The organism is Stenotrophomonas maltophilia group sp. vghtpe118 (assembly GCF_052605195.1).
Window position 1 is genome coordinate 202,099 of record NZ_CP199672.1, and the last position, 15,600, is coordinate 217,698.

Below are 15,600 nucleotides of genomic sequence, written 5' to 3' on the forward strand. Positions count from 1 at the left end.
GTGGCAGGGGCGGGCAGGGCGAGGGTCATGGCTCGGAAGGGGCTGCGGACAGCAGGAAAAACGTACGGGCGCACGATTCGGGGTTTACGGGCTTCCATTGCCCCCCGGGTGGCGCGCTATGCTCGTCGGCTCAGGGGAGGCGACGCATAGACGGCGCCAAGAGATTGTCATTTGTCCACGCATGCTGAACCGGCGGAAGAGCCACCACACGAGGCCGTGCTGAGCACGGCGCTGGTGCGCGCGTTGCATGCGCTTTTGCCGGAAACGGCTGTGGTCCGCGTCGGCTGGGACGACCCGCAGCTCGGGCGGGGTCAGGACGGGTGGCCGGCCGATGGGGCGGCAGGCGCGTTCACTGCGCCGGGCATCGGCGACGGCTGCCATGGCTGGGAACATGACGGTGCACGCCTGCAGCTGTCGGTGGAAGGCGCCGTGCCTTCCGCGGCGTGGTGGGGGCTGGCCCGTCAGGCCATGGAACTGGCACTGCAGCGTGGCCGCCAGGCCGGGCAGATCAAGGCGCTGGAAGAGGCTGAACGGTTGCAGCAGGCGCTGTTCCAGATCGCCGATCTGGCCGGCGCCGATCTGGAGATGTCGGAGATGCTGCGTCACGTGCACGGCGTGCTCGGCACGCTGATGTATGCGGAGAACTGCTACATCGTTGAATACGATGATGTGCGTGACCAGATCCGCTTCCTGTACTTCGCCGACCAGGTCGACGATTTCGTCGCCGACCCGTCGCAGAGCCATGACGCCGCCGAGATGCCGCGCAGCCTGACCGTCGCGCTGCTGCGCCACGGCAAGCCGCTCAGCGGACCCTCGCGCGAACTTCTGGCACGCGTGGTCGAGCAGGAGCACGACCCGCAGCGTGGCCCCGAGAGCCTGGACTGGCTGGGTGTGCCGATGCTGCGCGATGGCCGGGTATGCGGCGCAATCGTGGTGCAGAGCTATGAGCTGGCGGCCCGTTATGGCGAGGCCGAGCGGGCGTTGCTGGGCTTTGTCGCGCAGCACGTGCAGACTGCGATGGATCGGCGCCAGGCGCAGGTCCGGCTGGAGCAACAGGTGGAGCGGCGCACGCTGGAACTGCAGCGTGCCAACCGCAGCCTGCAGGATGAAGTGGCGGAGCGCCGGCGCGCCGAGCAACTGCAGACCGCGCTGTACAACATTGCCGAAATGGCGATGTCGGCCGACAGCCTGGCCCAGTTCTACGGGCAGGTGCATGGCGTGGTCGGGCGCCTGCTCGATGCGCGCAACTTCTATATCGCGCTGGTGAACGGAAGCGGCAACGGCCTGGACTTCGTCTATTCGGTGGACGAGCACAATGCCAGCCGTGCACCTCGTCCGTTCAGTCGCGGCCTGACCGAATACGTGGTGCGCAACCGGCGGCCCCTACTGGCCTCACGCGCCCAGATCGATGCGCTGCTGGCCAGTGGCGAGGTGCGTGAATCCGGCGCGCGCTCGCATTGCTGGCTGGGCGTGCCGCTGCTGCGCGATGACGAGGTGGTCGGTGCGATCGTGGTGCAGAGTTACAGCGAGAACAGTACGTTCAGCGTGCACGATCAGCGGCTGCTGACGTTCGTTGCGCAGAACATCGGAACCGGGTTGGCGCGCCAGCGCGACCAGCAACGGCTGCGTTTGGCGCATGCCGAACTTGAAAAGCGCGTGGATGAACGCACGCGTGAGCTGGCCGAGGTCAACGAGAAGTTGCTCGGCCAGATCGGCGAGCGCCTGCGGGCCGAGCAACGCCTGACCCATCAGGCCATGCACGATGCGCTGACCGGCCTGCCCAACCGGCTGCACCTGCTCGATCGCCTGCAGGATGCGCTGGCGCTGGCCAAGCGCGAGGGTGGGCCGGTGTTCGCCGTGCTGTTCCTCGACCTGGATCGCTTCAAGCTGGTCAACGACAGCATCGGCCACGCCGCGGGTGACCGCATGCTGGTGGAGGTCGCCAAGCGCATCGTATCGATGGCCGGCGCCGATGACGTGGTGGCACGGCTGGGCGGTGATGAATTCGCGGTGCTGCTGCAATGCCCGCAGGGCCTGGCACAGGCGCTGGATTTCGGCCAGCGCTTGTTGCTGGCATTGCAGGAATCGATATGGATCGCCGGCCGCGAGCTGTTCCCGTCCGGCAGCCTGGGTATCGCGTTGTGGAATCCGCGCTACCGTACCGGCGAGGAACTGCTGCGTGATGCGGATGCGGCGATGTACCGGGCCAAGGCACAGGGCCATGACCGCTGCGCGATCTTCGACGAGGACATGCGTGAACAGGCCATGCGCAGCCTCGACCTGGAAGCCGATCTGCGCCGCGCGATCAACAACCGTGATTTCGTTCCGTTCTTCCAGCCGATCGTGCGCCTGTCCGATGGCGAAGTGGTGGGACATGAGGCATTGCTCCGCTGGCAGCACGAGCGTCGTGGCCTGCTGTTGCCCGGCGCGTTCCTGGAGCTGGGAGAAGAAAGTGGCCTGATCGAACAGGTCGACTGGCTGATCTACGAGCAGGTCATCGCGCGCCTGGCCGAAGGTGGGCAGAGCTATGTCTCGGTGAACGTTTCGCCGCGCCATTTCCGCTCGGCCGAGTTCAGCGACCGCCTGTTCGGCCTGCTCGACGCGTGTGGCGCCGATCCGCGCCGGCTGCGGCTGGAGATTACCGAGGTCGCGCTGCTGGACGATGCGCCGCACACGCTGCGCATCCTGCAGGGCCTGCGCGAGCGTGGCATCCAGGTGCAGCTGGACGACTTTGGTACCGGCTTCTCTGCGCTGTCCTACCTGCACCGATTCCCGATCAGTACATTGAAGATCGACCAGAGTTTCATCGCCGGCCTGCACGGGCCGGAAGTGCAGAGCACGCGCGCGCTGGTCGAAGGCGTGCTGTCACTGGCCCGCACTCTGGGCATCGAAACCATTGGCGAAGGCATCGAGACCGAGGCGCAGCGGCAGACACTGCGCGAACTCGGTTGCGACTATGGCCAGGGCTACCTGCTGGGCCGTCCCGCACCGTGGGCGCGGACGCTGGCGTGAGCCACCGCGACGGTTCACTTCAGCGCAGAGCCGAGCGACGTTTCTCGTCGATCCACTTCGAGGCCTGCGCCGGCTGGTAGTTCTGCATCCACACCAGCATTTCCTCGATGTCCGAGCCGTACCAGAGGTCCTGGCGCTGGTCCGGATGCAGGAAACGCTCTTCCACCATGCGGTCGATCATGCCGATCAGCGGCGCGTAGAAACCTTCCACATCGAGGAACGCGCACGGCTTGTTGCCGATGCCCAGCTGGCGCCAGGTCAGCATCTCGAAGATCTCTTCCATGGTGCCGAAGCCACCGGGCAGGGCAACGAAGCCATCGGCGAGGTCGAACATGCGCGACTTGCGCTCATGCATCGAGCCGACGATCTCCAGTTCGGTCAGGCCGCGGTGGGCCACTTCCCAGTCGGCCAGCTGGCGCGGGATCACGCCGGTCACCTCGCCGCCAGCGGCGAGCACGGCGTTGGCCACGGTGCCCATCAGGCCAACGTTGCCGCCGCCATACACCAGGCGCAGGCCATCGCGGGCGATGCGATCACCCAGGGCAATGGCGCGTTCGGTGTAGGCCGGCTTGCTGCCAGCGTTGGAACCACAGTACACACAGATCGATTTCATGGATCTTCTGTCTCTTGACCGGAAACGAAAACGCCCCGTCACCGACCGCATGGCGGTCAGAGACGGGGTGCCCTTGGATTATGAGCCCTTCTGTAGAGCCGAGCCATGCTCGGCTGCTCTTCGTTCAGATCGCGGCAAAGGCCAGCCGAGCAAGGGCTATGCCGGTCGTCCTGGCCGGCACCCTTCGGGCCGTCGCCAGCGACGTTGGCAGCGGCTCCTGCCGCTGCCTTTGGCTCTACGCAAGCGGCGGCTTACGCCGCCGCAGCCTGCTCGCGGCGCGGGCCTTCACGCAGGGCGCGGCCGACCATGCCCACCAGCAGGTCCAGCTCCTCGCTGTCCATGCCGAAGTGCGGGGTGAAGCGCAGCGAGTTTTCGCCGCCATGGATCACGTTGATGCCGTGCTGGCGCAGCCATTCCTCGGTGGAGTTGGCGCCGTAGCACTTGAACTGCGGGGCCAGCTCGCAGGAGAACAGCAGCCCGGTGCCCTGCACCTTGGTGATCAGCCCGCCCAGCTCGTTCTTCAGCTGTTCCAGCTTGCGCACGGCCTCGGCACCACGTTCGGCGATGTTGGCGCGTACCTGTGGGGTCAGCTGGGCCAGGGTGGTGCAGGCCACGTCCAGCGCACGCGGATTGCTGGTCATGGTGTTGCCGTAGATGCCCTTGCGGTACAGCTGCGCGGCGTGCTCGGTCACCGCCAGCACCGACAGCGGGTACTGCGCGGCGTTGAGCGCCTTGGAGTAGGTCTCCATGTCCGGCGGGTCAAGCCCTTCGAAGCCCGGGTAGTCGACCACCGACAGCACGCCATGCGCACGCAGGCCGGCCTGGATCGAGTCCAGCAGCAGCAGGCTGCCGTGTGCACGCGTCAGCTCACGGGCAACGGCATAGAACGACGGCGGCACCGAACGGCCCGGGTCACCTTCGCCCATCACCGGTTCGAGGAACACCGCTTCGATGAACCACTGGTTGCGCGCGGCATCCTCGAACACCTTGCGCAGGCCGGCCTCATCGTACGGCGCCACGGTGATCACCGAGTCCTCGCCCCGGTAGCTGGCCAGGTGCTGCATGTAGCTCTTGCGGCTGGAATCCGAATAGAGGGCAGGGCGGTCGGTACGGCCATGGAAGCTGCCCTTGACCACCACGCGCTTGATCGCAGCGCCGGCGTGACGTGCACCCGGATCGGTCTGCAGCTTGGCGTTGACGTCGGCGATGCGCGCGGCCAGGCCGACGGCTTCGGAGCCGGAATTCAGGCACATGAAACGGGCGAACGGGCAGCCGCCACGGCGGTGGCCGATCTCGGCGCGCAGGGCGGTGATGAAGCGCTGCTGCGACAGGCTGGGGGTCATGATGTTGGCCATCACCTGTGGGCGCGCCATGGCTTCCAGCACGGCGTCCGGGGTGTGCCCGAAGCCGAGCATGCCGTAGCCGCCGGCGTCGTACAGCACGGCGCCCTTCAGGGTGACCACCCATGGGCCGCGCGCGGCCAGCGCCACGTAGGGGGTCACCGCGTCATCGGCATAGAAATTGACGAATCCGTCCTGCATCGCGTCGATCTGTGCCTGTTCGTCCTGCGCCAGCAGCGGCCCCAGGTCGGCCTGCACGCGCGCGAATTCCTCGGCGGCGGCGTCCACTGCGGCGATCAGCTGCGGGTGGTTGGCGGACAGGGCGGTCAGGGTGGCATCGTCCAGGCCGGTGGTGAGGCGGGTGCCGGGCTGGTTGCGCAGGGGGGCGAGGCGTTCGATGAAGCTCATTGCAGATCTCCTGAAACAATGGGTCGCACGGGCCATCAAAAGCAAAACGCGCGTCATCACGCGCGCTTGGGGCAGGCTCGTGCAGCGGACTTCCGGTTCGATGCTAGCACTTGTTTTTTTGCGCGATAACCCCGCAGAAACCTGCTGCATAGCAGCATTTTGCGCGACGTTCGCCGCGAAGTGCGCCGGCTCGCAGACGCTGGACGTACAATGCGCGCCATTGTCGACCTGTTGCCGCCCACCGCCTTGAAGAAGTCCGATTTCCATTACGACCTGCCGGCTGAACTGATCGCGCAGGCTCCCTTGGCCGAACGTTCCGCCAGCCGCCTCCTGGTGGTACCGCCGGCGCCCGGTGCCTTCACCGACCTGCAGGTGCGCGACCTGCCGTCGCTGCTGCAGCCGGGCGACCTGCTGGTGTTCAACGACACCCGGGTGATTCCGGCGCGCCTGTTCGGGCAGAAGGCCAGCGGCGGCCGCGTGGAGATCCTGATCGAGCGCCTGCTCGGCGCTCAGCAGGCGCGTGCGCAGGTCGGCGCCAGCAAGTCGCCGAAGGCCGGCAGCCGCATCGCGCTGGATGCCGGTGGCGAAGCCGAGGTGCTGGGCCGCGATGGCGAGTTCTACGTGCTGCAGTTCCATGTGCCGGAGTCGCTGGAGCAGTGGCTGCTGCATGCCGGCCGCCTGCCGTTGCCGCCCTACATCCAGCGCGAACCGGGCGTGGACGACCGCGAGCGCTACCAGACCGTGTTCGCGCGCGAAGTGGGCGCGGTGGCGGCACCGACCGCCGGCCTGCATTTCGACGAACCGCTGCTGGCGGCGCTGAAGGACAAGGGCGTGGAGTTCGGCCACGTCACCCTGCACGTGGGCGCGGGCACCTTCCAGCCGGTGCGCGCCGATGACCTGAAGGACCACGTGATGCACCGCGAGTGGCTGAACGTCGGCGCCGAGCTGGTGCAGCAGGTGCGGCGCACGCGCGCGGCCGGTGGCCGGGTGATCGGCGTCGGCACCACCGTGGTGCGCGCGCTGGAAAGCGCGATGCGCGATGGCGAACTGCTGCCGTTCGCCGGCGAGACCCAGATCTTCATCACCCCGGGCTACCGCATACGCAGCGTCGACGCGATGGTGACCAATTTCCACCTGCCCGAAAGCACGCTGCTGATGATGATCTCGGCGTTTGCAGGCAAGGACCGCGTGTTCGAGGCCTACCGGCACGCGATCGAGCAGCGCTACCGCTTCTTCAGCTACGGCGACGCGATGCTGCTGTTCCCGCAGGCGGGCTGAGCAGGCAGGGCACCTTGGGAGGGCAGAGCGCCTGGGAAGCCGGGGTACTTATGGGTGCGTGGGTGCGCACCTTGGTGCGTACGCCTTCTTGGGAGACAATAGACAACTATTTGCCCGAATGACCGCTCCATGTCCCGACTGCAGTTCCAGCTCCAGACCCGCGACGGCCGTGCCCGCCGTGGCCGCCTGACCTTCCCGCGTGGCACGGTGGAAACGCCGGCCTTCATGCCGGTGGGGACCTATGGCTCGGTCAAGGGCATCCTGCCGGACCAGGTGCGGGCGCTGGGCGCCGAGATCATCCTCGGCAACACCTTCCACCTGTACCTGCGCCCGGGCCTGGACATCATCGCCGACCACGGCGGGCTGCACGGCTTCTGCCGCTGGGATGGCCCGATCCTGACCGACTCCGGTGGTTTCCAGGTGTTCTCGCTGGCCCATCGACGCAAGATCACCGAGCAGGGCGTGACCTTTGCCTCGCCCACCGACGGCGCCCGCGTGTTCCTCGGTCCCGAGGAGAGCATGAAGATCCAGAAGGTGCTCGATTCGGACATCGTGATGATCTTTGACGAGTGCACCCCGTACCCCGCCACCGAAGACGTTGCCCGCCGTTCCATGGAGCTGAGCCTGCGCTGGGCCCAGCGCAGCCGCAACGCGCATGACGAGCTGGGCAACGACGCGGCCTTGTTCGGCATCGTCCAGGGGGGCGTGCACACCGACCTGCGCAGCCGCTCGGCCGACGCCCTGCAGGCGATCGGCTTCGACGGCTACGCCATCGGCGGCCTGGCCGTGGGCGAGCCGGAGCACGAGCGCAATGCCATGCTCGACCACCTGGATCCGGAGCTGCCGGGCGACCGGCCGCGTTACCTGATGGGCGTGGGCCGGCCGGAGGACCTGGTCGAGGGCGTGGCGCGCGGCGTGGACATGTTCGACTGCGTGATGCCGACCCGTAATGCGCGCAACGGCCACTATTTCACCTCGTTCGGCACCGTTCGCATCCGCAATTCCCAGTACGCGCGGGACATGGACCCGATCGAGCCGGGCTGCGGCTGCGTGGCCTGCACCGGCGGTTACACCCGGTCCTACCTGCGCCACCTGGACCGCTGCAACGAGATGCTGGCGCCGATGCTGGGCACCCTGCACAACCTGTTCTATTACGAAAAGCTCATGGCCGACATCCGTGCCGCGATCGAGGCGGGAACCTTCCTGGCCTTCCGCGAGTCCTTCTACGCGGCACGCGGAGCGGTGGCCCCGCCGCTGTAACCCCGACGCCCCCCCCCTGCCGAACGGCCCAAGGACGAACGCCCGGGGCCGTGGCATACTTCAAGGCTGACCCAGATCCGCGGTCGACACCCCCGCCCCCTCAAGGGACGGGAGCGCCGCCCAACCAAAGGACCAACGATGAACCTGCTTGCTTTCCTGATTCCCGCCGCCCACGCCCAGGCCGCCGGCGGCCAACCGCAGGGCATGGGCCTGACCACGCTGCTGTTCCCGATCATCCTGATCGCCATCATGTACTTCCTGATGATCCGCCCGCAGATGAAGCGGCAGAAGGAGCACAAGGCCATGCTGGAGAAGATCAAGCGCGGCGATGAAGTGCTGACCAACGGCGGCATCGCCGGCAAGGTCACCGACATTGGCGACCACTTCATCACCGTCGAAGTGGCCGACAACGTGCGCATCCGCGTGCAGAAGGGCGCTGTCGGCAGCGTGCTGCCGACCGGCACCCTGGATTCGGCCAAGTAAGCCACTCCCTTTCCGAAGCACAACCGCGGCGCCGGGGATGGCGCCGCGCGGGACCCAAGCAATGCTCGAATTTCCACGCTGGAAGTACGTCGTCATCCTGATCGTACTGGCGCTCAGCGCGCTGTATGCGCTGCCCAACATCTACCAGAAGGACCCGGCCATCCAGATCACCGCCAACCGTGGCGGGCAGATCGACGATGCACTGCGCGACCGTGTGCTGGCCGACCTGAAAAAGGCCGGCATCGCCACCATCGGTGCCGAAAAGGAAGGGGAAAGCCTGATCGTCCGCCTGTCGGACCTGAAGTCGCAGTCCGCTGCCAGCGACGTCCTGCGTGACACCGTCGGCGAGAAGTACACCGTGGCGCTGAACCTGGCTTCGACCGTGCCCGACTGGCTGGCCAACCTCGGCGGTCGCCCGATGGTGCTGGGCCTGGACCTGCAGGGCGGCGTGCATTTCGTGCTGCAGGTCGACCAGAAGGCTGCCCTCGACAAGCGCCTGGATGCCTATACCGAAGACGTGCGCAGCACCCTGCGTGACGCGCGCATCGCCTACCAGTCGGTGGAACGCCGCGCCGATAACAGCATCGTGGCCAACCTGAGCCCATCCGCCGGCGATGACGCCGCGCAGCGCGCCCGCGCCGCGCTGGTCAAGGCGCAGCCGACCCTCGGCTATGACGTCAGCGGCAACCGCATCACGGTCACCGTGCCGGAGACCGAGATCACGCAGATCGCCAACGGCGCCATCGAGCAGAACATCAACACCCTGCGCAACCGCGTGAACCAGCTCGGCGTGGCCGAGCCGATCATCCAGCGCCAGGGTGCCGACCGTGTGGTCGTGCAGCTGCCGGGCGTGCAGGACACCGCCGAAGCCAAGCGCATGATCGGTGCCACCGCCACCCTGGAGTACCGTGCGGTGGTTGAAGGCAATGCGCAGGACGCCATCAACTCCGGCCGCATTCCGCCGGAAGCGAAGGTCTACCAGCAGCGTGACGGCCGCGGCCCGATCCTGCTGAACAAGCGCGTGATCGTCACCGGCGACCAGATGGTCGGTGCGCAGGCGGTGACCGATTCGAACAGCGGCTCGCCGGCCGTCAGCGTGACGCTGAACAACGTCGGTGGCCAGCGCATGTTCGACTTCACCAGCGCCAACGTGAACAAGCCGATGGCGGTGGTCTACACCGAGCGCGTGCCAACCGTAACCGTCGTCGACGGCCAGGAAGTGCGTGGCTTCAAGGTCAACGAGGAAGTGATCTCGGTGGCCAACATCAACGGCGTGTTCGGCAAGAACTTCCAGACCACCGGCCTGCAGAAGAAGGAAGCCGAAGACCTGGCCAAGCTGCTGAAGTCGGGTTCGCTGGCTGCGCCGATGGACTTCGTCGAGGAGCGCGTGGTCGGCCCGAGCCTCGGCGCCGAGAACGTCAAGAACGGCATGCGCGCGGTGGTGTTCGCGTTCCTGTTCACCCTGGTGTTCTTCAGCGTGTACTACCGCATGTTCGGTGTGATCACCTCGGCAGCGATGCTGTTCAACCTGCTGATCGTAGTGGCGGTGATGTCGCTGTTCGGTGCCACCATGACCCTGCCGGGCTTTGCCGGCCTGGCGTTGTCGGTCGGCCTGTCGGTGGACGCCAACGTGCTGATCAACGAGCGTATCCGTGAAGAGCTGCGAGCCGGCGTGCCGGGCAAGACGGCGATCGTGACCGGTTACGAGCGTGCTTCGGGCACCATTCTTGACGCCAACCTGACCGGCCTGATCGTCGGCGTGGCGCTGTTCGCATTCGGTACCGGTCCCCTGAAGGGCTTCGCACTGACCATGATCATCGGTATTTTCGCCTCCATGTTCACCGCGATCACCGTATCGCGCGCGCTGGCGACGCTGATCTACGGCGGCCGCAAGAAGCTCCAGAACGTGGCCATCTGACGGGACGACACGCACAATGAAACTGTTTCCGCTGCACATCCTCCCGAACGACACCAAGATCGACTTCATGCGCTGGCGCCATGTCGCCATGGCAGTCACCATCGTGGTGTTCCTGGCCTCGGTCGCCATCATCGGCATCAAAGGCTTCAACTACGCACTGGACTTCACCGGCGGCACCCTGATCGAAGCCCGCTTCGACAAGGCGGTGGATGTTGAGCAGGTCCGCACCAAGCTCGAGCAGAGTGGCTTCGAAGGCGCCCAGGTGCAGAGCGTCGGCGGCAACACCGACCTGCTGATCCGCCTGGCCCCGCACGGCGAGCATGCTCCGGGTACCGGCGATGCCGCCCACGAGGACAAGGCCACGGCCGCTGCCGTGGTGAAGGCGTTGTCTACTGCCGACAATCAGGCCACCGTGCTCCGCAACGAGTTCGTGGGCCCGCAGATCGGCAAGGACCTGGCGATGAATGGCCTGTATGCCACCATCTTCATGCTGGCCGGCTTCCTGATCTACATCGCGGTTCGCTTCGAGTGGAAGTTCGCGGTCACCGCGAGCATCGTGGCGATGTTCGACCTGATCGTGACGGTCGCTTACGTGTCCCTGCTGGGCCGTGAGTTCGACCTGACCGTGCTGGCCGGCCTGCTGTCGGTGATGGGCTTTGCGATCAACGACATCATCGTGGTCTTCGACCGCGTCCGTGAGAACTTCCGCAGCCTGCGCGTGGACTCGATGGAAGTGCTGAACCGTTCGATCAACCAGACGCTGTCGCGTACGGTGATCACTGCCGTGATGTTCTTCCTGTCGGCGCTTGCCCTGTACCTGTACGGTGGCAGCTCGATGGAAGGGCTGGCCGAGACGCACATGATCGGCGCGGTGATCGTGGTGCTGTCCTCGATCCTGGTGGCGGTGCCGATGCTGACGATTGGTGTGCTGCGCGTGAGCAAGCAGGACCTGCTGCCGAAGGCGAAGGACGTCGAGGCCCTGGCCCGTCGCCCGTAAGCGTTCGCGCTGCACGCAACACACAGAGAACCCCGCGCAAGCGGGGTTTTTTGTTTGCAGGGCTTGCAGCCCTGCACCCGCGGTAGTGCCGGCCGCTGGCCGGCAACAGCAACAGCGTGTATTCCGTGGGTGGGCGGGACGGTGTCGGAGTGCGGGGACGCCGCAAGTACGTCCGTGTAGGCTTGGCAGCCGCATCCATGCGGCTGACACCCCGCACTCCGACACCGCCCCACCTCTGACAGATTCCGGCGGCTGTTGGTAGGTGTCGACCTTGGCCGACACATCTGTCAGATATCGAATGAATTCAACCGTGTCGACCAAGGTCGACACCTACCAGGGCCGCACGCCGTTCCAACAGATCGCGGAAGTCTGTCGAAGGCGGGGCGGGTCCGGTTGAGGGGGCGTGAGCCGCATGGATGCGGCGACCGAGCTTACATGGGTGAGGGCGCTTTGGTTGCGAAGCACTGCTTCGCAAGCGCCCGAACGCACAGCCGCCAGCGGCTGGGCCGGGCCTCGGAGGGGGACTTGCAGCGTCCCCCTCAACCGGACCCACCCCGCCCACCCCCAGGAACCCAGCTTTTGACGTTGCTCTGGCTCTGGCCGTTGCTCAGGCCTCTGCGGGTGCAGGGTGCAACCCTGCAAAAGAAACACCACCCTACGCCAGCGTCGGTTGTGCAATCTTCCCCCGCGCACTACGATCCTGCGGTTCGCGCGCGTGCGCGCCCGTACTCCTGCTGAGCGCCCCGTGCGCCGCATCTGCCAACCCGAGGTATCCATGGTCATCAAACCGCGCGTCCGCGGCTTCATCTGCGTCACCACCCACCCGACCGGCTGCGAGGCCGCGGTCAAGCAGCAGATCGACTACATCCGTGCGCGCCCGCCGATCCAGAACGGTCCCAAGCGTGTGCTGGTGATCGGCGCCTCCACCGGCTACGGCCTGGCCGCACGCATCACCGCTGCCTTCGGCAGTGGCGCTGCCACCCTCGGTATCTTCTTCGAACGACCGGGCAGCGAGACCAAGCCGGGTACCGCGGGCTGGTACAACTCGGCCGCGTTCCACAAGTACGCCGACGAAGCCGGCCTGTATGCCAAGAGCATCAATGGCGATGCCTTCTCCGATGAAGTGAAGGCGAAGACCATCGAAATGATCAAGGCCGATCTGGGCCAGGTCGACCAGGTTGTCTACAGCCTGGCCGCGCCGCGCCGCAAGCACCCGAAGACCGGCGAGATCATCAGCTCCACGCTGAAGCCGATCGGCGAGCCGATCACCCTGCGCGGGCTGGATACCGACAAGGAAGTGATCACCGAAACCACCCTGCAGCCGGCCACCCCGGAAGAAATCGCCGGCACCGTCGCGGTGATGGGCGGCGAGGACTGGCAGATGTGGATCGATGCACTGGCCGATGCCGGCGTGCTGGCCAATGGTTGTACCACCACGGCCTTCACCTACGTGGGCGAAGAGATCACCCAGGCGATCTACTGGAATGGCTCGATCGGCGCGGCCAAGAAGGACCTGGACACCAAGGTGCTGGGCCTGCGCGAAAAGCTGGCGAAAATCGGCGGCGACGCGCGCGTGTCGGTGCTGAAGGCCGTGGTGACCCAGGCCAGCTCGGCCATTCCGACCATGCCGCTGTACCTGTCGCTGCTGTTCAAGGTGATGAAGGAAAAGGGCACTCACGAAGGCTGCATCGAGCAGCTCGACGTGCTGTACGACATCCTTTACGGCGGCAAGGCTGATGGCACGGCGGTTGATCGCCTGCGCCATGATCTGGTCGATGGCGGCGGCCACACCGTCGCGCTGGTCGATGAGGAAGGCCGCCTGCGTGCGGACTACAAGGAAATGGCCGCAGACGTGCAGGGCAAGGTGGTCGCGCTGTGGCCGCAGGTGACCAACGAGAACCTGTACGAAATCAGCGACCTGGCCGGTTACAAGGCCGACTTCCTGCGCCTGTTCGGTTTTGGCGTGGAGGGCGTCGACTACGAGGCCGACGTCAATCCGGACGTGAAGATCGAAAATCTCGTCGACATGACCTGATCAAGCAGAAGGCCGGCGAAAGCCGGCCTTCTGGTTTGTGTAGAGCCGAGCCATGCTCGGCTGCTCTTCGCTTGAGTCCCGCAGCCGAGCATGGCTCGGCTACAGAGAGGCATCACCCGAATTCGAAGCCCATCTCCGGCAGCGCCGGGCCGACGAAATCGCCCTGCACGTAATCCACGCCGGCACTGAACAGCAGCGTCATCGAGTTGGCATCGCTGACGAATTCGGCAATGGTGCAGATGCCCGCTTCCTGAGCACGCGCGGTGATCTGGCTGATGCGGTCGATGTTCTCGCGGGTGGCGGCCAGGTCGCTGGTGAAGCCCCGGTCCAGCTTGAGGAACTGCGGCTGGAAGTGGGCCAGCAGCTGGAACGAGTCCAGCCCGGAACCGAACTGCTCCAGGCCGATGCGGCAGCCCAGTGGCGCCACTTCGGCAAGGAACTGCTGTGCACTGCGCAGGTGGGTGAACACCTTCGCTTCCGGTGCATGCAGCCACAGCCGTTCGCCGGGCACGCCCTGTGCCTGCAGCTCGCGGCGCAGGGTGGCGATCATCTGTGGGTCATCGAACGATTCCGGCGTGACCTTCACCAGCACCTGGGTGGCATGACCCGCACGTGCGCGTTCACCCAGCACCGCGATCGCCTGCGAGACCACCCAGCGGTTGATGTCGGCCAGCAGGCCGTGTTCCTCGGCGATGCCCAGGAACGCGGTCGGGCTCAGCAGCTCGCCATTGTTTTCCAGGCGCAGATAGGCTTCGTACAGCTCCAGTGGTTCGCCCTGCAGGTTCAGCACCGGCTGGTAGTGAAGCTGGAAACCGTCGCCGGCCAGCGCCTCGCGGATGCGCGCCACCCAGCGCTGCACACGCTCTTCCTCGACACGGTCGGCAGCAGCCGGGTCGAAGATGCGGCAGGTGTTACCCAGCTCGGCTGCAGCCTGGGTGCATTCGCTGGCGCGCGCCAGCACCTGGCCGATGCTGGCGATCTTCTCACCGACCTGCACGCCACCGATGCTGACCGTCACCGTGGCCGAGCGTGCGCCGATGCTGAAGACGTGTGCGGCGTAGGCTTCTCGGATGCGCTCGGCCAGCGCCACGGTCTGTGCGTAGGGCCCGGCCTGCAGCACGGCGAAATTGTGCTCGCCGAAACGGGCCAGTTGCGCGTCCTCGCCAACCACTTCGGCCAGCAGGGCGGCGAGGGCGCCGATCAGGGTGTCGGCCGAGGCCAGGCCGATATCCGGCAGCAGGCGCGCGTAGTGGTCCGGCTCGATCAGCAGCAGGCCGAACTGGCCCTCGCTGCGCCCGGCCTGGGCCACCGCGCTTTCCAGCTGCAGCATGAAGGTCGGGCGATTGAGCAGGCCGGTGACCTGGTCGCGCTGGCGCAGGTCCTCGACCTCGCGTGCCAGTTCGGGGTCGAACTCCATGCGGCGGCGGAGAACCACCTGCAGGCAGGACTCGCCCTCGTAGGTGGCCGCCGCAAATTCCATCGTCGCCGGGAACGCACTGCCGTCCTGGTGGCGCGCGTCGAGCTGGTACTGGGGCGGCGGCGCCTCGCCACGGCTGAGGCCCTTCAGCAGCTGCTTGAAGCCCTCCACGTGCTGGGCGGCGACCATGTCCAGCAGCGAAATGCCTTCGATGTCGTCGAAATGCTCGTAGCCGAACATCTCCAGGTAGGCGTCGTTGGCGCGGATGTGCATGCCTTCATGCACGTAGGCGATGGGGTCGCGCGAGGAGGCGATCAGCGCGTCGCAGCGGCGCTCGGTCTCGCGCATCTGCGCCTCGATGCGGCGCAGGCCGCGGCGCGCCTGCAGGTCGACCCACTGGTCGCGGACCACGGCGAGCAGGTGCTCGGGGCGCTGGCGCAGGGCAAGGGCACGGATGCCATGGCTGCTGGCCTGCACGAGTTCGTCCTCGTCGATGCGCTCGGCCAGCAGCACCAGCGGGATGTCCTTGCCGCTGGCGGCGATGTGCTGGGCTGCCAGCTGCAGCGGAATGCCCTGCGACGGCGAGGCCAGCACCAGGTCGATGGCCTGGCTGGTCAGCACCTGGGCCAGCTCGGCTGCATCCTGTGGGCGCCACGGGCGTACCGCGATGCCGCTGTTGCGCAGGGTGCTGACGATGGCTTCGGCATTCTCGCCGCTGTCATCGACGATCAGCAGGCGGATGGTGATGTCGTTCGCGTTCTGCATGCACTGCTCCCCAATCTGCGAATCTAGATACACGATGCGCGGCGAACCGTCCATGCGCGTCCCCCTTGCGCGAA

At 66.4% G+C, this 15,600-nt stretch carries 10 protein-coding genes; 7 read left to right on the forward strand and 3 right to left on the reverse strand.

The window, feature by feature from the left end:
* Positions 1–171 precede the first annotated feature (171 nt).
* On the forward strand, positions 172–3,012 hold the full coding sequence (locus ACUDTM_RS01110; protein WP_088497659.1) for a bifunctional diguanylate cyclase/phosphodiesterase: 2,841 nt from the start codon (positions 172–174) through the stop codon (positions 3,010–3,012).
* A 19-nt stretch (positions 3,013–3,031) separates the two neighbouring features.
* Here the strand turns inward: ACUDTM_RS01110 and ACUDTM_RS01115 are convergent, their stop codons facing one another.
* Positions 3,032–3,625, reverse strand: a complete 594-nt coding sequence (locus ACUDTM_RS01115) for an LOG family protein (protein ID WP_005416197.1) — start codon at positions 3,623–3,625, stop codon at positions 3,032–3,034.
* 251 nt (positions 3,626–3,876) lie between these two features.
* On the reverse strand, positions 3,877–5,373 hold the full coding sequence (locus tag ACUDTM_RS01120) for an aminotransferase class III-fold pyridoxal phosphate-dependent enzyme (RefSeq protein WP_445391062.1): 1,497 nt from the start codon (positions 5,371–5,373) through the stop codon (positions 3,877–3,879).
* A gap of 210 nt (positions 5,374–5,583) precedes the next feature.
* On the opposite strand from ACUDTM_RS01120, the gene queA reads away from it, so the two are divergent.
* The 6 genes from queA to fabV all read left to right on the forward strand — a co-directional run bounded on the left by queA (position 5,584) and on the right by fabV (position 13,344).
* The gene (gene queA, locus ACUDTM_RS01125) at positions 5,584–6,651 is read left to right on the forward strand and encodes a tRNA preQ1(34) S-adenosylmethionine ribosyltransferase-isomerase QueA (protein WP_072168295.1); all 1,068 of its coding nucleotides are present in this window, start codon (positions 5,584–5,586) and stop codon (positions 6,649–6,651) included.
* A 129-nt stretch (positions 6,652–6,780) separates the two neighbouring features.
* Positions 6,781–7,911, forward strand: coding sequence for a tRNA guanosine(34) transglycosylase Tgt (gene tgt / locus ACUDTM_RS01130; RefSeq protein WP_014646826.1), 1,131 nt, complete (start codon positions 6,781–6,783; stop codon positions 7,909–7,911).
* Between the two features lie 138 nt (positions 7,912–8,049).
* Positions 8,050–8,394, forward strand: a complete 345-nt coding sequence (gene yajC, locus ACUDTM_RS01135) for a preprotein translocase subunit YajC (protein WP_005416201.1) — start codon at positions 8,050–8,052, stop codon at positions 8,392–8,394.
* Positions 8,395–8,455: 61 nt separating this feature from the next.
* Entirely contained in the window at positions 8,456–10,312 is a 1,857-nt protein-coding gene (gene secD / locus ACUDTM_RS01140) for a protein translocase subunit SecD (RefSeq protein ID WP_445391063.1), read from the forward strand.
* A gap of 16 nt (positions 10,313–10,328) precedes the next feature.
* A complete protein-coding gene (gene secF, locus ACUDTM_RS01145) occupies positions 10,329–11,309 on the forward strand; it encodes a protein translocase subunit SecF (RefSeq protein WP_049413603.1) in 981 nt (326 codons plus the stop codon).
* A gap of 775 nt (positions 11,310–12,084) precedes the next feature.
* The gene (fabV, locus tag ACUDTM_RS01150) at positions 12,085–13,344 is read left to right on the forward strand and encodes an enoyl-ACP reductase FabV (protein ID WP_072168292.1); all 1,260 of its coding nucleotides are present in this window, start codon (positions 12,085–12,087) and stop codon (positions 13,342–13,344) included.
* A 112-nt stretch (positions 13,345–13,456) separates the two neighbouring features.
* Here fabV and ACUDTM_RS01155 read toward each other — a convergent pair whose 3' ends face one another.
* The gene (locus ACUDTM_RS01155) at positions 13,457–15,526 is read right to left on the reverse strand and encodes an EAL domain-containing response regulator (protein ID WP_061477970.1); all 2,070 of its coding nucleotides are present in this window, start codon (positions 15,524–15,526) and stop codon (positions 13,457–13,459) included.
* Between the last annotated feature and the right edge of the window lie 74 nt (positions 15,527–15,600).